18 protein-coding genes are annotated in these 18,320 nt (G+C 68.9%); 9 read left to right on the top strand and 9 right to left on the bottom strand.

The genetic code is table 11. From position 1 onward, the window contains the following. Positions 1 to 30: 30 nt before the first annotated feature. Together LOK44_RS20190 and LOK44_RS20185 are read left to right on the top strand one after the other, a co-directional pair. A complete protein-coding gene (locus LOK44_RS20190) occupies positions 31 to 837 on the top strand; it encodes an SDR family NAD(P)-dependent oxidoreductase (protein ID WP_237572112.1) in 807 nt (268 codons plus the stop codon). Positions 838 to 883: 46 nt separating this feature from the next. After that, on the top strand, positions 884 to 1,102 hold the full coding sequence (locus LOK44_RS20185) for a DUF3072 domain-containing protein (protein WP_163921031.1): 219 nt from the start codon (positions 884 to 886) through the stop codon (positions 1,100 to 1,102). Between the two features lie 81 nt (positions 1,103 to 1,183). Here the strand turns inward: LOK44_RS20185 and LOK44_RS20180 are convergent, their stop codons facing one another. After that, complete coding sequence (locus tag LOK44_RS20180; protein WP_237571884.1) at positions 1,184 to 2,143, bottom strand: DUF8129 domain-containing protein; 960 nt, start codon at positions 2,141 to 2,143, stop codon at positions 1,184 to 1,186. A gap of 316 nt (positions 2,144 to 2,459) precedes the next feature. Between LOK44_RS20180 and LOK44_RS20175 the strand changes: the two genes are divergently transcribed. Together LOK44_RS20175 and LOK44_RS20170 are read left to right on the top strand one after the other, a co-directional pair. Then, positions 2,460 to 3,353 (top strand): mycobacterial-type methylenetetrahydrofolate reductase, encoded by an 894-nt coding sequence (locus tag LOK44_RS20175; RefSeq protein WP_237571883.1) that lies wholly within the window; start codon positions 2,460 to 2,462, stop codon positions 3,351 to 3,353. A 25-nt stretch (positions 3,354 to 3,378) separates the two neighbouring features. Then, a complete protein-coding gene (locus LOK44_RS20170; protein ID WP_237571882.1) occupies positions 3,379 to 4,119 on the top strand; it encodes a YqjF family protein in 741 nt (246 codons plus the stop codon). Between the two features lie 10 nt (positions 4,120 to 4,129). Here LOK44_RS20170 and LOK44_RS20165 read toward each other — a convergent pair whose 3' ends face one another. Together LOK44_RS20165 and LOK44_RS20160 are read right to left on the bottom strand one after the other, a co-directional pair. After that, the gene (locus LOK44_RS20165) at positions 4,130 to 4,567 is read right to left on the bottom strand and encodes an ester cyclase (protein WP_237571881.1); all 438 of its coding nucleotides are present in this window, start codon (positions 4,565 to 4,567) and stop codon (positions 4,130 to 4,132) included. Beyond that, on the bottom strand, positions 4,564 to 5,463 hold the full coding sequence (locus LOK44_RS20160; RefSeq protein ID WP_237571880.1) for a helix-turn-helix transcriptional regulator: 900 nt from the start codon (positions 5,461 to 5,463) through the stop codon (positions 4,564 to 4,566). The genes LOK44_RS20165 and LOK44_RS20160 overlap by 4 nt, the downstream gene beginning before the upstream one ends. Before the next feature lie 162 nt (positions 5,464 to 5,625). Here LOK44_RS20160 and LOK44_RS20155 point away from each other — a divergent pair, with 162 nt between their 5' ends. Together LOK44_RS20155 and LOK44_RS20150 are read left to right on the top strand one after the other, a co-directional pair. Then, positions 5,626 to 6,402, top strand: coding sequence for an SDR family oxidoreductase (locus tag LOK44_RS20155; RefSeq protein ID WP_237571879.1), 777 nt, complete (start codon positions 5,626 to 5,628; stop codon positions 6,400 to 6,402). A 36-nt stretch (positions 6,403 to 6,438) separates the two neighbouring features. Continuing rightward, entirely contained in the window at positions 6,439 to 7,173 is a 735-nt protein-coding gene (locus LOK44_RS20150; protein ID WP_237571878.1) for an SDR family oxidoreductase, read from the top strand. Here LOK44_RS20150 and LOK44_RS20145 read toward each other — a convergent pair. The 3 genes from LOK44_RS20145 to LOK44_RS20135 form a co-directional block, all read right to left on the bottom strand. Next, positions 7,142 to 7,624 carry a GNAT family N-acetyltransferase gene (locus tag LOK44_RS20145; RefSeq protein ID WP_237571877.1) on the bottom strand — a complete coding sequence of 161 codons (483 nt, stop codon included), beginning with the start codon at positions 7,622 to 7,624 and terminating at the stop codon, positions 7,142 to 7,144. The two genes, LOK44_RS20150 and LOK44_RS20145, sit on opposite strands and share 32 nt — an antisense overlap. A 19-nt stretch (positions 7,625 to 7,643) precedes the next feature. Then, positions 7,644 to 9,086, bottom strand: a complete 1,443-nt coding sequence (locus tag LOK44_RS20140) for a PE-PPE domain-containing protein (protein WP_237571876.1) — start codon at positions 9,084 to 9,086, stop codon at positions 7,644 to 7,646. A 162-nt stretch (positions 9,087 to 9,248) separates the two neighbouring features. After that, positions 9,249 to 9,746, bottom strand: coding sequence for a lipoprotein LpqH (locus LOK44_RS20135; protein WP_237571875.1), 498 nt, complete (start codon positions 9,744 to 9,746; stop codon positions 9,249 to 9,251). 171 nt (positions 9,747 to 9,917) lie between these two features. Between LOK44_RS20135 and tgt the strand changes: the two genes are divergently transcribed. The 3 genes from tgt to LOK44_RS20120 all read left to right on the top strand — a co-directional run bounded on the left by tgt (position 9,918) and on the right by LOK44_RS20120 (position 13,786). Continuing rightward, a complete protein-coding gene (gene tgt / locus LOK44_RS20130; protein WP_237571874.1) occupies positions 9,918 to 11,159 on the top strand; it encodes a tRNA guanosine(34) transglycosylase Tgt in 1,242 nt (413 codons plus the stop codon). Between the two features lie 4 nt (positions 11,160 to 11,163). Next, positions 11,164 to 12,384, top strand: a complete 1,221-nt coding sequence (locus LOK44_RS20125; RefSeq protein ID WP_237571873.1) for a cytochrome P450 — start codon at positions 11,164 to 11,166, stop codon at positions 12,382 to 12,384. Positions 12,385 to 12,451: 67 nt separating this feature from the next. Beyond that, entirely contained in the window at positions 12,452 to 13,786 is a 1,335-nt protein-coding gene (locus LOK44_RS20120; RefSeq protein ID WP_237571872.1) for an acetyl-CoA hydrolase/transferase family protein, read from the top strand. 35 nt (positions 13,787 to 13,821) lie between these two features. On the opposite strand, the gene LOK44_RS20115 is transcribed toward LOK44_RS20120, so the two are convergent. The 3 genes from LOK44_RS20115 to LOK44_RS20105 form a co-directional block, all read right to left on the bottom strand. Continuing rightward, the gene (locus LOK44_RS20115; protein WP_372481286.1) at positions 13,822 to 15,189 is read right to left on the bottom strand and encodes a flavin monoamine oxidase family protein; all 1,368 of its coding nucleotides are present in this window, start codon (positions 15,187 to 15,189) and stop codon (positions 13,822 to 13,824) included. A gap of 97 nt (positions 15,190 to 15,286) precedes the next feature. Continuing rightward, on the bottom strand, positions 15,287 to 16,078 hold the full coding sequence (locus LOK44_RS20110; RefSeq protein ID WP_237571870.1) for an amino acid ABC transporter ATP-binding protein: 792 nt from the start codon (positions 16,076 to 16,078) through the stop codon (positions 15,287 to 15,289). Beyond that, positions 16,075 to 18,282 carry an ABC transporter permease subunit gene (locus LOK44_RS20105; protein ID WP_372481275.1) on the bottom strand — a complete coding sequence of 736 codons (2,208 nt, stop codon included), beginning with the start codon at positions 18,280 to 18,282 and terminating at the stop codon, positions 16,075 to 16,077. The genes LOK44_RS20110 and LOK44_RS20105 overlap by 4 nt, the downstream gene beginning before the upstream one ends. Between the last annotated feature and the right edge of the window lie 38 nt (positions 18,283 to 18,320).

Here is an 18,320-nt window from a genome sequence, read left to right as displayed (position 1 = left end):
GGATAGCCAGGTATGGCGAGTACCTAGATGATGCGCCGCACCCTGGTGAGACTCGACGACGTGAACACCACGAACGGCATTGGAATGCTGACCGACAAGGTCGTCTTCATCTCGGGCGCAGGCCGCGGCATCGGCGCGGCTGCGGCGCGACTCTTCGCCCGCGAGGGAGCCCGCGTGATGCTGGCGGCACGAACGGAGGCGCAACTCGCCGCGGTCGTCGACGAGGTGACCGCGGCCGGCGGGCATGCGGAGTTCGTCGTCTGCGACCTGGCGGACGGTAACTCGGTGCGAGCCGCGGTCGACGAGACGGTGAAGGTCTTCGGGCGGCTGGACGCCGCGTTCAACAACGGCGCGACGATCGTCCCGCCCGGTCCCCTCGACCAGGTCACCGAGGCGGACTTCGATCTGGTGTACGGCGTCAACCTGCGGGGCGTGTACGTCGCGATGGCCGCAGAGGTCGCCGCGATGCGCGCCACGACGGGAGCGGGGGCGATCGTCAACACCTCCAGCGTCGGAAGCCTGCGGGGCAACCCCGAACTCCCCGCGTACGGCGCGATGAAGCGAGCGGTGAACAGCCTCACCGAGTCCGCAGCCGTCACCTACGGCCCGGAGAACATCCGCGTCAATGCGATCGCGCCCGGCACCACGTTGACCGAGATGATCCGCGAGTGGGAGACCGCCAGTCCCGGCGTGATCGAGCGACTCAACGCGGACACACCGCTGCGGCGGGGTGCCTACCCGGCCGAGGTGGCCGAGGCCGCAGCCTGGCTGTTGAGCGATCGCGCCTCGTACGTGACGGGTGCGATCCTGCGCGTCGACGGGGGAGCGTGGGTCTGAGAATCGACAGGTTTCGAACGCCTGTTCGCCTGGGTATCAAGGTGGCATGAGCGAAGAGAACACCCAGGCGCAGCAGGCGCCCAACGAGAATGCCGAGAAGGATCCGTCCGACTGGGTCACCGGTGACGAGCCGATGACCGGGGCGCAGCGCAGCTATCTACACACGCTGGCCCAGGAGGCCAAGCGCGAGGTGCCCGAGGACCTGACCAAGGCGCAGGCGTCGGAGATGATCGACGAACTGCAATCCAGCACGGGTCGCGGCTAACACGACAGCAGCAGACACACGAAACCCCGGCCACCGAAGTGGCCGGGGTTTCGCTTGGTCGGTCAGTCGTCGGTCAGGTGATCAGACGCCGACGACCTCGCGAGCGATTTCGGCGACGCGCGTCTGCGCGGCAGACACGACGCTCGCGCGGTTCTTGTGCTGCTCTTCGTACGCGATGACGGCGCGGATGTCGGCCGGCTCGGTGAGGTCCTTGACCGCGGCGACGGCAGAGCTGACGTTCAGCTCGTCGTAGTCGGCGATCGGGAGTTCTCCGGAGTCGACCACGCCTGCTGAACTACGCAGCGAGTGGAGTACGTCGGCAGCATCGTCGGCGCCCGCGTCGCGGGTCACCTTCTCAGCGGTCTGCAGTGCCGCGTCACGCGAGGCCGAGAAGGCCTTTGCGGCGACGGAGCCGGCCTGAGCGCCGCGGTCGGCCAGGTCCTCGAGTGCGGGCTGCGTGTTGCGGATCGCGTCGAGTGCACGGTCTATGCCACGCGTCGACCAGGTCAGCGGCAGGTTGGCGATCTTCACGGCGATACCGGCAGCGGCCTGCGTCGGGGTCCGGCGCAATGCGGCCGGGCCACCCAGCGCGTCCTCGGCCAGCACGGTGGTGAGCCAGTCGACGGTCGCGGTGTGAGCGGTGATCAGCTCGGCAGCCAACTTCTCGACGTCCTTGTTGCTGGCAGCCACGGCGAGCGCCTTCAGGTAGCGCGACCGGTCGAGCAACTGGTGCTCCAGGGCCAGGTCGCCCAGCAGCGCCTCGTCGAACGGCCCGGCCTGCTCGGTCAGGGCCTTCAACGATGCCGCGACGCGACCGAAGAACGGTGCGATCACGTCGGGGTAACCCCCGAGTGCGCGGATCGCGGCCTGGATCTTCAACGCACGCTCACGGCCGTGGCGGGCGTTCTCGGTGAGTTCGCGCTCGACGGCTTCGGTGCGGGCCTGAGTGATGCGGGTCTCTGCGACCTGCACCTCGGTGTTGGTCAATTCGAGTACCGCACGCAGCTGCGCGAGCAGGTTGGTGGTGTCCGTGTTGGACATCTATCTCATCCCCGTTCGTGTTTGGATTGTCTTCCGACGCCGTAGTGCGCCTCGGTCTGTTGGCTACCCGGGTCCCCGTGAGGCCCAACCGCCAATGCGGTGTTGCCTGGGTCACGTTGCGGGCTGTGGGGGCATCGGTGCACGTCACGGGCCATTAGTCGATGCCGACGCCAACCTGCGAGAATGGCGGCAGACATCCCAGCGGCGGCGTCAGACGTCGAGCACGGGGTGAATGCGATTCCGGTGCCGCTCACGACGAGGTGAACGGGCCGCCGCCGCGGCAGCGCGGCGCACATACACGTCTAGGAGCGGCCCCGTGGCCTTGAACACCATTGCGCTCGAACTCGTACCGTCCAACGTCGAGCGTGGACCACAGTTCGCGATCGACGAGGCCCGCAAGGTGGTCGCTCTCTCTGCAGAGTCGGGCATCGAGGGCCGGATCGGGCACGTCATGATCCCCGGGATGATCGAGGAGGACGACGACCGTCCGATCGAGATGAAGCCCAAGCTCGACGTGCTGGACTACTGGTCGACGATCAAGCCGGAGCTGCCCGGCGTCCGCGGCCTGTGCACGCAGGTGACGTCGTTCCTCGACGAACCGGCACTGCGCACGCGGCTGACCGAACTCAGCTCCGCAGGCTTCGACGGCATCGCGTTCGTCGGCGTGCCGCGCACCATGAGCGACGGCGAAGGCGCGGGCGTCGCCCCCACCGACGCCCTGTCGATCTACGACGAGCTGGTGCCGAACCGGGGTGCCATCCTCATCCCCACCCGCGACGGGGAGCAGGGCCGGTTCAACTTCAAGTGCAAGCAGGGCGCCACCTACGGCATGACCCAGTTGCTCTACTCGGACGCGATCGTCGACTTCCTCCAGCAGTTCGCGCGGGAGACCGATCACCGTCCGGAGATCTTGCTGTCGTTCGGGTTCGTCCCCAAGATGGAGTCCAAGGTCGGCCTGATCAACTGGCTGATCCAGGACCCCGGGAACGCCGCCGTCGCCGCCGAGCAGGACTTCGTGCGCAGCCTCGCCGGGATGGAACCCGGCGACAAGCGGACCGCGTTGGTCGACCTCTACAAGCGAGTGGTCGACGGCGTCGCCGATCTCGGGTTCCCGCTCAGCATCCACCTCGAGGCCACCTACGGTGTCTCGCGCCCGGCGTTCGACACGTTTGCCGAGATGCTCGCCTACTGGTCGCCGTCGCAGGGCTGACCCGCCCGCGTGGCACGATCGAGGTGTGCCGACCGCGTCCGACCCGCTGACGAACTTCCCGGTCGTCGCGCCGTCGCTCCCGTCGCCGGTCTTCACCACCCAACGGTGGAGTGACCTCGTGTTCCTGCACTGGCCCGTCGATCCCGCCGCTGTCGCCCACCTGTTCCCTCCCGGCAGCCGCCCCGACGTCTTCGCCGACGGCATGACCTACGTCGGTCTCATCCCGTTCGCGATGCGCGACCTGTCGTTCGTCGCGCCGACGCCCGTTCCGTACTTCGGTGACTTCCTCGAGACCAACGTCCGGCTGTACTCCACCGACGACGATGGCAGGCACGGCGTGCTGTTCCGGTCTCTGGAGACCGAACGCCTCGCGATGGTCGGGATCTCCCGCGCGGCGCTGGGCCTTCCGTACACGTGGGCGCGAATGCGCTTGACCCGCAACGGCGATCGCATCACCTACGTCACCACGCGCCGGTGGCCGGACCGCGGGCTGCGCTCGGAGATCACCGTCGACGTCGGCGCACCCGTCACGGCCACGCTACTGGAGACGTGGCTGACGGCACGGTGGGGCGCGCACACCCGCAAGGCAGGCCGGACGTGGTGGGTGCCGAACGAGCACGCGCCGTGGATGTTTCGCGCCGCCGAGGTCGGAGGAATCGCCGACGAACTGGTGGCCGCGGCGGGTGTCACGCCAGCCGGTGAGCGGCTGCGGGCCCTGTTCTCCCCAGGTACGTTCACCCGGTTCGGCCGGCCCTGCGTCGTCTAGCCGGTCCCGTCTAGCCGGGCCCGTCGCCGGATGCCCGGAGCTGACCGACGACCCCGTAGAGGTCGGCGACGCCCCAGTGTTCGACGATGCGCCCGTCGCGCACCCGCATCGCATCGACGGTGTCGAACCGTACGGTGCGGCCGGTCGGCGCGATGCCGAGGAAGTCAGCGCTGTGGGTCCCGTGGTAGGTCTTGTAGGTCGTGACCAGATCGCCGTCCACCGTCTGCCAGTGGATCTCCGGGTGGAAGTCCGAAAAGGCATCGCGTAGACGGTGATACAGCACCCGCACGCCGTCCTTGTCGGCGGTGGTGCCGGGTTGCGGAGTGTGGTCGACGAAGTCGTCGGCGAACAGTTCCTCGAACAGTTCGAAGTTCCCGCGCCCCTGCACCTCTTCGGTGTTGCGGCGCACCACGGCGATCGCCTGCTCGCCTACGTCGTCGTGGCTCATCGGCCTGCGTCCTCGCGGGTCGTGGCCGCCCGCTCGGGCGGCGTCTCGGGATCGGGCTCGTGCCAGTTGGCGAGGAGCCGCAGTGCGGTGTCGGAGGCCGAACCGGGGTCGGTGGTGTAGACGATCAGCGTCTGGTCTTCGTCACCACCGGGGTTCAGCGCCTGGTAGCGGACGGTGAGGTCGCCGACCACCGGGTGGTGGTAGCCCTTGGTTCCCGTGGTGCGGCGCTGCACGTCGTGGCGCGGCCACCAGGTACGAAACTCCTCGGAGTGGATGGACAGGTCGCCGACCAGTTCGGAGAGCTTCGGGTCGTCGGGGTGTCTGCCCGCGTCGTCGCGCAGCATCGCGACGGTGTCCATCGCCACCTGCTTCCAGTCCTCGTACAGCTCGCGGGCGTGGGGGTCGAGGAAGACGAACCGGGCCTGATTGCGTTGCGGCGCAGGCAGACGCAGGAAGTCGGTGATGAGCGCGCCTGCCAGTCGATTGTGCGCCAGGACGTCGAGCCGACGACCCAGGACGAAGGCCGGTGACGCCGCGTCGTCGAGGCGCTCCATCAGGTGCAACGTGGTCGGGTCGACGTGCTGGGGGCGGGGGCGACTCCTGCGCTTGGCCGGCTGCGGGCGGCCCAACCGGTGCAGGTGATCGCGTTCGGCGTCGTTGAGCCGGAGCGCCGTCGCCAGCGCGTCCAGGACGTCGACCGACGCGCTGCGGCTGCGGCCCTGCTCGAGCCGCGTGTAGTAGTCGACGCTCACGCCTGCCAACTGCGCCAGCTCCTCGCGGCGCAGACCCGGTACCCGCCTGCGGGCGAACTCGCCGCGCAAGCCGACCTCCTCGGGGCTGATGCGGGCGCGTCGACTACTGAGGAACTCGGCGAGGTCGTTGCGGTGGTCGTCCACGAACACCAGTCTGACGTGCGATGCGGGCCTCGGCATCTTCGAGGGTGGCCCATTCTGTCCCCCGATCGGCTGGGCACCCTTGGGCCCCTTTCGGCGGGACTTCGGGTGGTTGGTTCGAGTGCAGTGATCCACCTGCACATCCACCAGAGAAGGGAACACGTCATGTCGACAGTCATCGCAGCCACCCCGCTGACCGGCCGCACCGCCGTGGTGACCGGAGCGTCCAGCGGAATCGGCGAGGCCACCGCGATTCGGTTGGCCAAACTCGGCGCCAAGGTCGCGGTCGCGGCCCGCCGCAAGGACAACCTCGACGCGCTGGTCGAGCGCATCACCGCCGACGGCGGCACCGCACTGGCGGTTCCGCTCGACGTGACCGACCGCGACGCCGTGACCGCCGCGGCCGAGCGGGTGGCGGCCGAACTCGGGCGCGCGGACCTGGTGTTCGCCAACGCGGGCGTGCAGCTCGTCTCGGCCATCGACGACCTTCGGGTCGACGACTGGCAGCGTCAGATCGACCTCAACGTGACCGGCGTGATGAACACGATCGGGGCGTTCGTGCCGCAACTCGTGGCGGCGGCCGCGGCGGGTGGTCCCGCCGACCTGGTCACCACGTCGTCCATCGCGGCGACGCGCGTGTTGGAGAAGTTCTCGGTGTACTCCGGGACGAAGGCGTACCTGAGCCAGCTGACGCGGCTGCTCCGGGTCGAGCTGGGCCGCAAGATGGTCCGCGTCTCGACCGTCGAACCGGGCATGGTCGACACCGAACTGCCCGACCACGTGACCGACCCGGACGCCAGCAAGCTGATGGCCGACCTGCTCACCGAGATCGACGTGCTGAGCCCGGCCGACGTCGCCGAGACCGTGGCGTTCATCGCGTCGGTGCCGCGTCACGTGAACCTGACCGAGATCACCATTCTGCCCACCCAGCAAGCCATTTGAGAATCGCCACCACGGCAGAGAGAGAGCAGTAAGAAGATGTCCAACGACGAGAAGGTCGTTCTGATCACCGGTGCCAGCAGCGGTATCGGCGAAGCCACCGCACTGCGACTGGCACGTGATGGCCACCGAGTGTTCCTGGGCGCCAGGCGCGCAGACCGGCTCGAGGAACTGGTCGGTCGCATCACCGCTACCGGCGGGCAGGCCGCGTTCCGGCGTCTCGACGTCACCGATGCCGCCGACGTCGAGCGCTTCGTCGCCGCGGCGCAGGAGCACTTCGGACGGGTCGACGTCATCGTGAACAACGCAGGCGTGATGCCGCTGTCGCCGTTGTCCGCGCGCAAGGTCGACGAGTGGGACCGCATGATCGACGTCAACGTCCGCGGTGTCCTGCACGGGATCAGCGCCGTGCTGCCGGTGATGACGGCACAGGGCGGCGGGCACGTCGTCAACGTGGCGTCGGTCGGTGCGTACGAGGTGGTGCCCACGTCGGCGGTGTACAGCGCGACGAAGTTCGCGGTGCGTGCGATCACCGAGGGGCTCCGCCAGGAGTCCGGCGGCGACATCAGGGTGACGCTGATCTCGCCCGGTGTCACGGAGTCCGAACTGGCCGAGTCGATCTCGGATTCGGGGGCCCGCGACGCGATGAAGGCCTACCGTGCCGTGGCGTTGCCGGCCTCGGCCATCGCCGACGCCATCGGTTATGCCGTCGGGCAACCGCGGGAGGTCGACGTCAACGAGATCATCGTGCGGCCCGCGGCGAGCGCGCAGTAGCGCCGCCGACGGCCTTGCTGAAGAAGACCCGGCGGTAGCCGTCCTGGGTGCCGCGGCCGGTCTCGGCGTATCCGCGCCGCGGGTAGTACTCGAGGTTCTCGGTCATGAGTTCGTTGGTGACCAGCCGTACCTCGGTCAGACCCAGTTCGGCGGCGTCGAGTTCGGCTCGGTCCAGCAGGATCCGGCCAAGCCCGCCACCGCGTGCCGACTCCGCGACGGCGACGGTGTCGAGGAGCAGGTGGTCGGGCCGGGCCAGCGTGACGATCATGCCGATGGGGCCGTCCGCGCCGTCGATGACCCAGATCCTGCCCTCGTCGAGCAGCGCGCCGTAGTCGGCGAGCATGGGCGCGGGTGGCTTGCCGATCCGCTCGACGTACATCGCGAACGCATCGGCGACCAGCGTCGTAACGGCGGCGACGTCGGCATGGGTCGCGCGTCGCGGATCGGCCATGGGTGCAGCGTAGTTCGCGCTACGCGGCGGCTGCGTCGTCCGCCGAGTCGTCGGTCGCCGGGTCCTCCGCCGGCGCGTCCGCTGGTGTCTCGGGGTCGGGGGCCTCGGTCTCGGGATCGGTGGTCTCGGTCTCGGGATCGGTGGTCTCGGTCTCGGGTTCCGGGGCCGACGTCTCGGCGGTGCCCGTGGTGCCGACGCTGGTGGTGGGTCCCGGGTCGACGCCGCCGGGCGTCACCTTGTTGCCGTCCGACACCAGGGTGGGGCGCAGGGCGTCGGCGTCATCCTCGGGGGCGGCTGGTGCCTCAGCCGTCGGCGACTCGTCGTCGTCCATTGCCGTTGACGGAGTGCGGGTTTCGACGGCGGGTGAGTTGGACGGGGCAGAGGTGGTGCGTGCACTGTCCGAGGCGGGCGCGGTGACGGCCGGCGCACCGCCGGTCACCGCATCGGTGACGCCTTGGATCAGCGCACCGGGGACGCCGAGCAGGGCCTCGATGATCTTGCCCGGCGGCGTGATGAGCGAGAACGGGACGTGTTCGCCTGCCGTCGCGTAGGTGCGGTCGGTGTAGCCCATGTCGACGACGAGGCGCAGCAGCGGCTCGATCACGGCGAGCAGCGGCCTCGTCAGCGGCGTCAGGCCCAGGTTCGCGGAGATCTCCCGAATTGGTCCCAGCAGTGGCAGGTGCGCATTTCGGTACAGCACGTAGGTGTCGGTACCGCCCGCAGAGTTGACCACCGTCGTCGTGACCTTGGGCGCGGTGGCCGGGTCGATCGGGTTGTAGTGCCGGTCGGGGTGGGCGTAGCGCATCCCGAACAGCGAATTGAGCACCGACAGCGGGTTGAAGTAGGCAGGGAAGTCGGCGATGGGGTCGTACTCGAGTGCGTGATAGGTGGTGTCGTACCTCGTCGGCTGACTGGGCGCTACGGGGTCGATGACGAACGGAATGCTCAGGCCGGGGAACCGGCCGTAGATGCCCCCGTTCGGGGCGAACGGCGACGCAATCATCACGAACGTCAGCTGTGAATTCGGTGGCGGCGAGGCGGTGGGCGGGAGCGCCTGCAGTTCCCGTCGTGCCCGCTCGGCGACCAGCGCGCCCTCGGAGTAACCCACGACCGTCAGCTGTGCCTCGGCCGACCGCGACGAGATCTCCGCGAGCATCACCGGGACGCCTGCGTCGCGGCTGCCTGCGAGGTCATAGTTGGCGGGGTAGACGACCGGTGCGTACCCGTAGCCAGGCGGTTGCACCGTGCCGGACAGCTTCGCCTGGACCCTCTCGCCGAACACGTCCGAACGTCCCCCGGCACCGATCATGGTGCTGGTGAGCGTCACCGCGGAACTCACCGGTGGTGTGCTCGGAGAGAGCCCCGCACCGAGCACCAGGGTGCTGCAGACGCTCGCCGTGGCGACAGCGGTCAGTACCGCTGTCTTGGTCCTCCGTTGCCGAATGTGGTGATGTCGAGCCACGCATTCCCCCGATTCCGTGTGCTGCGCAACGTCCGCGCGCCATGGACGCTACCGCGTGCCCGGCAGGTCCAGACCGGTTTCGATGAGGCCGCGTGGCGGGTGCGGCAACGCAAACGGCGACGCCCCAGCCGGGACGCCGCCGTCGCTGGCCTGTGACCGGAGCTATGGGCAGGTGACCTCGATCTCGAACGGCTTGGTGACCGGTGACATCGGGTTGGCCATGTCGATTCCGGTGGCGTTGCCAGTGATCTTGTAAGTGTTGCCATCCTTGACCGCCGTGGCGTCACCCGCGCCCATGCCCATCGCGAGCGTGACGCCGTTGACGTTGCCGAGACCCACCGAGGTGACGGTGGGCGCGTCCCCTTCGCTGATGACTGCGGCGATGCCTGAGCCGCCCTGTCCGATCGCGATGTTGAGGTTGCCGCCCATCGCCTGGCAGACCACCTGGCCGTCGATCTGCTGGTCCTGGCCGTCGATGGTGACCTTCGAGCCGCCGGCAGCGGCGCTTGCCGACTCCGACGCGGAGGACGAGGCCGACGAACTGGACTCCGACGAGGCGGACGACGAGGAACTCGGCGACGCCTCCTCGCTCGACGAACAGCCGGACAGGCCGGCGACCAACGCCGCGCCGCTCAGGGCAATCAGCAACCCACGCTTCACGAGTGTTCTCCTTCGGTTGTCGCGACCCATCAAGATCGGCGGGTCATCCTCCGTATGATGGCGCTCCGTTGACCCGGGGTCTCGGGTTTGGGAAAAATTCGGCAGTCGGTGTCATTCCCGCGGACGTCGGCGGCGGCGGTCGCATCGGCGGGGATGCGAGAATCAACGACCGTGACCGCTCCCACCCGCCCATTCTTCGAGGTCGAGGCGGAGCTGTCCGGCCGGGCCGGACGCGTCGGCGTCATCCACACCCCGCACGGCGACATCCACACCCCGGCGTTCATCGCCGTCGGCACCCAGGCCACGGTCAAGGCCGTCCTGCCGGAGACGATGAAGGACGTTGGGGCGCAAGCGGTTCTGGCGAACGCCTATCACCTCTACCTGCAGCCCGGATCCGACGTCGTCGACGAGGCGGGCGGACTCGGCGCCTTCATGAACTGGCCGGGCCCCACCTACACCGACAGCGGTGGGTTCCAGGTGATGTCGTTGGGCGTCGGGTTCAAGAAGGTGCTCTCGATGGACGCGGGGCGGTTGCAGACCGACGACGTCATCGCCGAGGGCAAGGAACGGCTGGCCCACGTGGACGACGACGGCGTCACGTTTCGGTCGCATCTCGACGGGTCGAAGCACCGGTTCACCCCGGAGGTGTCGATCGGCATTCAGCACCAGCTCGGCGCAGACATCATCTTCGCGTTCGACGAACTCACCACGCTGGTCAATACCCGCGGCTATCAGGAGACGTCGGTGCAGCGGACGCATGACTGGGCCGTGCGGTGCCTGGCCGAGCATCGGCGGCTCACCGTCGAGCGCGTCGACAAGCCGTACCAGGCGCTGTTCGGCGTGGTGCAGGGCGCGCAGTACGAGGATCTGCGGCGCAGTGCCACCCGCGGGCTCACCGAGATCGTGGACGACGAGGGCAGGGGCTTCGACGGGTACGGCATCGGCGGCGCGCTGGAGAAGCAGAACCTGGCGACGATCATCGGCTGGGTCACCGACGAGCTACCCGCCGACAAGCCCCGGCACCTGCTCGGGATCAGCGAGCCCGACGACCTGTTCGCCGCGGTCGCCGCGGGCGCGGACACGTTCGACTGCGTGTCGCCGTCGCGGGTGGCGCGCAACGCGTCGATCTACTCCGCCGACGGCCGGTACAACATCACCGGCGCCCGCTACAAACGCGACTTCACCCCGCTGGACGCCGAGTGCGACTGCTACACCTGCGCGAACTACACGCGCGCCTACGTCCGGCACCTGTTCAAGGCCAAGGAGATGCTGGCCTCGACGCTGTGCACGATCCACAACGAGCGCTTCACGATTCGGCTGGTCGACCAGATCCGCGAAGCGATCCGGGACGGTCGGTTCGACGACCTCCGCGATCACGTGCTGGGCCGGTACTACTCCACGCGTGCACAATAAAGGGATGACGACAGCGCAAGCGCAGACGCTGCTGATGCAGCTGCTCGACCCGTCGAACCGCGCCGACCCGTACCCGGTCTACGAACGGATCCGCGAGGCGGGCCCACTGCTGATGCCGGAGGCGCACCTGACCGTGTTCTCCAGGTTCCGCGACTGCGACGATGTGTTCCGGCATCCCGACTCGGCCAGCGACGGCACCAAGTCGACGATGGTGCAGCGCCGCATGGCCGACGGCGAGGTGGTGCGACCGCTCGGGACGCCCGGGTTCCTGTTCCTCGACCCGCCCGACCACACCCGGCTGCGCAGGCTCGTCAGCAAGGCGTTCGTGCCCAAGGTGGTCAAGGCGCTCGAGCCCGACATCACCGCCATGGTCGACGACATGCTGGACCGCGTGGCCGACGCCGGCCGCCTCGACGTGATCGCCGACCTGGCGTATCCGCTGCCCGTCGCGGTGATCTGCCGCCTCCTCGGGGTGCCGCTCGAGGACGAACCGAAGTTCAGCCGCGCCTCGGCCGTGCTCGCCCAGGCCCTCGACCCCTTCATCACCGTCACCGGCGAGATGCCCGACAATGTCGACGAGCGGCTCCAGGCGGGCGACTGGCTGCGTGGCTACCTGCGGGAACTGATCGACCTGCGTCGCAGCGCACCGCGCGACGACCTGATCTCGGGACTGATCGCGGCGGAGGAGGCGGGCGACCAGCTCACCGAGGACGAGATCGTCGCGACGTGCAACCTGCTGCTGATCGCCGGCCACGAGACGACGGTCAACCTCATCGCCAACGCCGTGCTCGCGATGCTGCGCCAGCCCGGGCAGTGGACGGCGCTGGCTGAGGATCCGAGCCGGGTGGCCGCGGTGGTCGAGGAGACCATGCGCCATGACCCGCCGGTGCAGCTCGCGATGCGGATCGCGGGGGAGGACATGGACATCGGTGGGGTGCCCATCCCCAAGGGCGACACGATGATGATGCTGCTCGCCGCGGCGCACCGCGACCCCGAGGCGTTCGACCGACCCGACGTCTTCGACCCCGACCGCGACGGCATCCGCCACCTCGGCTTCGGCAAGGGGCCGCACTTCTGCCTCGGCGCGCCGCTGGCCCGGCTGGAGGCGTCGGTGGCGTTGCGCGCGGTGACGGCTCGCTTCCCCGACGCGAGCATCGGTGGCGAGCCGGTCTACAAGCCGAACCTCACGCTGCGCGGCATGGAGTCGCTGCCCGTCACGCTCTAGCGATTTCGGCGCGCGAACCCGCGGTGAGCGCGGGAGGACGCGCCGAAGTCCCGGATAAGGTGGCGCCATGCCCACCGAGTTGACCGCCGAGCAGGCCGCCGCGCGGCTCAACCCCGACGACACTCTCGGCATACCGCTCGGACCCGGCCAGCCGCCCGCATTCCTGCGGGCACTCGGCGAGCGTGAGGACTGGACCGATCTGCGCGTCTACGGCGCGCTGCTCGCGGTCCTCACCGAACTGTTCACCCGCCCCGGCGTGCACTACCTGTCCGGGTTCTTCGGCCCGCTCGAGCGCGCGCTGCTGGGCGCGGGTGCGGACGTCGGGTTCACGCCTGCGGACTTCCGGCGCTTCGGCCCGCTGCTCCAACGACAAGCGCCGCGCGTGATGACGACGGTCGCGACGCCACCCGACGCCGACGGCTGGTGCTCGCTGTCGCTGCACGCCGGCGGGACGATCGGCGAATTGCGCCGCGCGGGAGCCGATCCCGACCGATTGCTCGTCGTCGAGGTGTCCGATGCCTATCCCAGGACCCACGGGCTGGGCGAGACACACCGGCGGGCAGGAGCGGAGCGACCCGGGAAGACATTCCGGCACGCACTGCACGTCGACGAGATCGACGTCTTGGTGCACTCGACCGACGCGCCGCTCGAATTGCCGGGCGGTGACGCCGAACCCACCGACGCCGACAAGGCAATCGCGAAGTACGCCGTCGCGTGCATCCCCTCGGGTGCGACGCTGCAGACGGGCATCGGCTCGATCCCCAACCAGATCGCGACGCTGCTGGCCGACGGCGACGGCCGCGACTACGGCCTGCACAGCGAGATGTTCACCGACGGCTGCATGAAACTGCACCGCGCAGGCAAGATCAGCAATGCGGGCAAGGGTCAGTACGACGGGGTGAGCGTCACGACGTTCGCGTTCGGGTCGGCGGATCTCTACCAGTGGCTCGACGACAACGCCGACGTCGCGTTCCTGCCCGTCGAGGTCGTCAACTCACCGGAGGTCATCGGCGCCAATGACGACATGATCTCGATCAACGGCGCGCTCGCGATCGACGTCCACGGCCAGGTGGTCGCCGACACGATCTCGGGCAAGCAGTTCAGTGGGATCGGCGGTGCGGAGGACTTCGTGGCCGGCGCCGGTCTGCAGATGTCCGATCGCTCGCTGATCTGCCTGCCCGCCACGTTCAGCTCCGACGGTGAACTGCAGTCGCGGATCGTGCCGTCGTTCGGCCCGGGCGCGGTGATCACGACGCCCCGGCACCACGTCGACATGATCGTCACCGAGTACGGCGTCGCCGAACTGGAGGGCAGGACCGTCCGCGAACGCGGTGAGGCGCTCGCCGCGATCGCCCACCCCCGGTTCCGCGACGAGCTGTTGGCGGCCGCGGCCCGGGCCTGAGCGATTCGTGCACGTTCAGGCGCGGTCAGCGCGCCTCAGCGTGCACGAATCACCTCGCGGGCGGCCCGTTCGCCCGCCTCGACCGCACCCTCCATGTAGGCGCTCCACGACGACGCGGTATCCGTTGAAGCCCAATGGATCACGCCGATGGGTGCGGCCAGCGTCGAGCCGAAGGTCGTCCACACCAGCGGACCCATGTTGGCGTTGTAGCAGCCGCGCGTCCACTGCCGGTCCGACCATTCGCCGTCGACGTAGAACTGCGGCCGCGCTGCCCTGCTGCCGTAGTGGCGCACCAGTTCGTCGGTGAGTGCAGCCTGGCGCTCCGCCGGGGTGAGTCGGTTGGCGGCCCTGGCCTGATCGCCCTCGAGGAACAGCAGGATGACGCCGTGGTCGTCGCCGGGGACGCAGGTGTCGTTCGACATCCGGGCCGGGCCGACGTCGGAGATCAGCTGGCCGTTCAAACCGTCTGTGCGCCAGAAGGGTTCGTCGTAGACGAAGAACGCCTTCATCGCCGAACCGTTGGGCATCCGCTGGGTCAGCTGATCGCGGTCGCCGGGCAGCGGTGGGTCGTAGGCGATCCGGCCCGCGAGGGTGGGCGATATCGCGACGATCACCCGGCGGCCGCGGAACGTGCGTGCGCCGCGGCAGTGCACGGTGACGCCGTCGGCCGCGTGTTCGATCAGCTGCACCGGCGCATCGAGCACGATGTGTTCGGACAGCAGGGCCGCGAGGCGACGGGGAATCTCGGACGTCCCGCCGACGAACCGCGTGGTCTGGGCGCCGCCCTCGGATTCGGCGAACAGTTCCGAGGTGACCCCGCAGGTCTGGATCGTGAACAGCAGGTGCAGGAACGACACCTCGGCAGTCGGAACCGCGAGGATGCCGACGGTGCAGATCTCCAGCAGCGTGCGCGCGACGACCGACAGCCCCTGCGCGTCGTACCAGGCCGCGGCCGTGATCGCGTCCCACTCGGCTGCGCGGGGCGCCAGCCACGGCGCGTCGGCGGGGACCTCGGCGGCTAGCTCGTCGAGCGTGCGCAGGACGCGTTCGAGGTGGGTCAGCTCCTCGCCGTAGCGGGCGTGGAAGTCGTTCTGCCGCATGACGCCGCTGCCCGCGAGGTCGTAGGACGTCTCACCCTCGTCGTACTGGGCGAACGTCTCGACGCCGAGGTCGGCGGCGAGCGCGAACATCCGGTGATGGGTGTCGCCGATCCACTGGGCGCCCAGGTCGAGGGGTATGCCCGGCAGTGCCTCCTCGGTGAGGATGCGCCCACCCACGCGGTCGTCGGCCTCGAGGATCAGCGGTGTCAGCCCCGCCTCGAGCACCGTCCGCGCGGCGATCAGCCCCGACAGCCCCGCTCCCACGATGACGACGTCTGCTTCCCGTGCGCGTCCCTGCACCATGTGGCTGCCCATTCCCCTCCGCGAGCGTGCGTGTCTGCGGCCGACACACCGAGCTTTCACCGTAGTTCGCGCACGCTCGCGACAGGTCTACAACCGCCTACAGCGGGTTGAGGATGCGCTGCAGGAACTGTCGGGTGCGGTCTTCCCTCGGGTTCTCGAGCACCTCGGCAGGCGCCCCCTGCTCGAGGATGACGCCCTGGTCGGTGAACAGCACCTGGTTGGAAACCTGCCTGGCGAACTGTATTTCGTGCGTCACGATCACCAGCGTCCAGCCCTCGACCGCGAGGTCCTTGATCACCGACAGCACCTCGCCGACGAGTTCGGGGTCCAGCGCCGAGGTCGGCTCGTCGAACAGCACCACCTTCGGCTTGAGCGCGAGCGCCCGCGCGATGCCGACGCGCTGCTGCTGACCACCGGAGAGCTGGAACGGGTACTGGTCGCGCTTTTCGGCCAACCCCACCTGTTCGAGCAGTTCGAGTGCCTCGGCCTCGGCCTGCTCCTTCGGGCGCTTCTGCACGAACACCGGCCCCTCGGTGACGTTCTGCAGCACGGTCTTGTGCGGGAACAGGTTGTGGCTCTGGAACACGAACCCACTCTGGGCCTGATAGCGGCGGAGGCGGTCCTTGGGCACGGGTTGGGAGAAGTCGATCTCCTCCTCCCCGACGCGGATGACGCCCGAGTCCGGCACGTCGAGCGCGTTGAGCGCGCGCAGCAGCGTGGTCTTGCCGGAACCCGACGGCCCGATGATCGCCGTCGCGGTGCCGCGCGCGACGCGGAACGACACGCCCTTGAGCACCTTGTTGTCGCCGAAGGCCTTCTCGATGCCGTCGGCGGTGACCCGGTACTCGGGTCCGTTCTCGGCTGCCGTGCTGTCGCCGGGCTCGGTCATCGCGCCACGTACCTTTCGAGTCGGTGTTCCAGGCGATTCTGACCGAACGAGAGGGCCAGGCAGATCACCCAGTAGTACACGGCGGCAGTGCCGTAGAGAGCGAAGAACTCGAACGTCGGCGCCGCGATGATCTGCGCCTGCCGCAACAGCTCGGTCACCAGGATCGTCGACGCCAGCGACGTGTCCTTCACCAGCGAGATCAGCGTGTTGGACAGCGGTGGCACGGCGACGCGCGCGGCCTGCGGGAGGATGATGCGGCGCAGCGCGCCCACGTAGTTCAGGCCGATGGTCTCGGCCGCCTCCCACTGGCCCTTCGGGATGCTCTGGATCGCCGAGCGGATGATCTCGGCCGCGTAGCCGCCGACGTTGAGGCTGAACGCGATGACCGCGGCGGGGAACGGGTCGATCTTCACCCCGAACTCCGGCAGCGCGAAGAACACGATGAACAGCTGCACCAGCAGCGGCGTGCCGCGGATGATCGAGATGTAGAACCGGGCCACGTTGCTCAGCACCACGTTCGACGACAGGCGCGCCAGCGCGACCCCGAGCGCGATCACCAGGCCGATGACGAAGCTGATGATCGTCAGCGGGATCGTCATCGTCAACGCCGCCTTGGCCAGCGGCCACAGGTTGTCGAGCACCAGCTGCCAGGCCGAGCGGACCTGCGGCACGTCCTGAGGGTCCTGCCCGCTCTGCTGTGCGCCCGCGGCGGTGCCGGTCGCGTCGGTCTTGAGGTAGCGCTGCGAGATCTCGGTCAGCGTGCCCGATGCGCGCAGCTCGTCGAGGGCACCGTCGAGTTCGGGCAGCAGGCCGCTGTCCTTGCGCGCGGCGAAGCCCTGCTCGCTGCGTTCGCCGGTCTCGGCGGCGATCTTCACCGACTGGTCACCGGTCTCGGCGAGATAGGCGTAGACGGCGATGCTGTCGTTCACGGTGGCGTCGATGCGACCCTGGTTGAGCAGGGTGATCGCCTGCGCGAAGCCCTCCACTGCCTCGACGTTGGCGCCGGCGTCGCGGGCGACCTGCGCCCAGTTGCTGGTGGTCGACTGGGCCGTCGTCTTGCCCTTGAGGTCGGCCAGCGAGGTGATCGAGTCGTCGTCGGCTCTGGTGACGATCACGCCCTCGCCGACCGAATAGGGTCTGGACAGGTCGTACTTGGCTTGGCGTTCCGGGGTGATGGTGACCTCGTTGGCGACGACGTCGAAGCGGTTCGCCTCGAGCGCGGCGAAGATCGAGTCCCACGGCGTCTCGACGAACTCGACTGGCACGCCGAGTTTCTCGCCGACGGCCCTCGCGACGTCGACGTCGTATCCGGTCAGTTCACCGGTCGCAGGGTCGTGGTAGCTGAACGGCGAATAGGTGCCCTCCGTGCCGACCCGCAGCACCCCGGCCGACCGAATCGGGGCCGACGCTGGGGCTCCCGTCGCGTCGGCCTTGAGGTACTTCTTCGAGATCTCGGTCAGGGTGCCGTCGGCGCGGAGTTCTCCGAGCGCGCCGTCGAGTTCGGGCAGCATGCCGCTGTCCTTGCGCGCGGCGAAGCCCTGCTCGCTCTTCTCGCCGACGGTGCCGGAGATCTTCACCGACTTGTCGCCCGTCTCGGCGAGGTAGGCGTAGACGGCGATGCTGTCGTTGATGACGACGTCGACCCGGCCCTGGTTGAGCAGCGTGATGGCCTGCGTGAAGCCCTCGACGGCCTCGACCCGGGCACCGGCGTTGCGGGCGACCTCCGACCAGTTGCTGGTGGCGTTCTCGGCGGCGGTCTTGCCCTTGACGTCGTCGAGGCTCTTGATCGAGTCGTCGTTTGCGCGGGTGACGATGACGCCCTCGCCGACGGTGTACGGCTGCGACAGGTCGTACTTGGCCTGGCGTTCGGCGTTGATGGTCACCTGGTTGGCGACGACGTCGAAGCGGTTGGCCTCGAGCGCCGCGAACATCGAATCCCATGGTGTCTCGACGAACTCGACGCGCACGCCGAGTTTCTCCCCGACGGCCTTGGCGACGTCGACGTCGTAGCCGACGAGATCACCGGTGGCGGGATCGTGGTAGCTGAACGGTGCGTAGACGCCCTCGGTGCCGACGCGCAAAACGCCCGCCGACTTGATCGGGTCGCCGCTGCCCTCGTCGGACGACCCACACGCGGCCGCGCCCAGGACCCCGGCCGCGACGAGGAAGACCGCGAGCAGTGCCCGGCGGATGATGGTTGTCACGGGCGGACGGTAGCAATGCTCGCCCGATTCGCGAAGGG

This window comes from Mycolicibacterium lacusdiani, from assembly GCF_021916785.1.
Taxonomy (GTDB): Bacteria; Actinomycetota; Actinomycetes; order Mycobacteriales; family Mycobacteriaceae; genus Mycobacterium; species Mycobacterium lacusdiani.
Note: the sequence above shows the minus strand (reverse complement) of the source record. Positions and strands in the feature narration are given on the sequence as shown.

What these genes read in the sequence shown, in the direction of transcription:
- LOK44_RS20115 (WP_372481286.1), bottom strand. Translation starts at nt 15,189, where the DNA reads ATGGTGCAGGGACGCGCACGGGAAGCAGACGTCGTCATCGTGGGAGCG.
- LOK44_RS20190 (WP_237572112.1), top strand. Translation starts at nt 31, where the DNA reads ATGCGCCGCACCCTGGTGAGACTCGACGACGTGAACACCACGAACGGC.
- LOK44_RS20110 (WP_237571870.1), bottom strand. Translation starts at nt 16,078, where the DNA reads ATGACCGAGCCCGGCGACAGCACGGCAGCCGAGAACGGACCCGAGTAC.
- LOK44_RS20125 (WP_237571873.1), top strand. Translation starts at nt 11,164, where the DNA reads ATGACGACAGCGCAAGCGCAGACGCTGCTGATGCAGCTGCTCGACCCG.
- LOK44_RS20185 (WP_163921031.1), top strand. Translation starts at nt 884, where the DNA reads ATGAGCGAAGAGAACACCCAGGCGCAGCAGGCGCCCAACGAGAATGCC.
- LOK44_RS20120 (WP_237571872.1), top strand. Translation starts at nt 12,452, where the DNA reads ATGCCCACCGAGTTGACCGCCGAGCAGGCCGCCGCGCGGCTCAACCCC.
- LOK44_RS20155 (WP_237571879.1), top strand. Translation starts at nt 5,626, where the DNA reads ATGTCGACAGTCATCGCAGCCACCCCGCTGACCGGCCGCACCGCCGTG.
- LOK44_RS20165 (WP_237571881.1), bottom strand. Translation starts at nt 4,567, where the DNA reads ATGAGCCACGACGACGTAGGCGAGCAGGCGATCGCCGTGGTGCGCCGC.
- LOK44_RS20145 (WP_237571877.1), bottom strand. Translation starts at nt 7,624, where the DNA reads ATGGCCGATCCGCGACGCGCGACCCATGCCGACGTCGCCGCCGTTACG.
- LOK44_RS20150 (WP_237571878.1), top strand. Translation starts at nt 6,439, where the DNA reads ATGTCCAACGACGAGAAGGTCGTTCTGATCACCGGTGCCAGCAGCGGT.
- LOK44_RS20180 (WP_237571884.1), bottom strand. Translation starts at nt 2,143, where the DNA reads ATGTCCAACACGGACACCACCAACCTGCTCGCGCAGCTGCGTGCGGTA.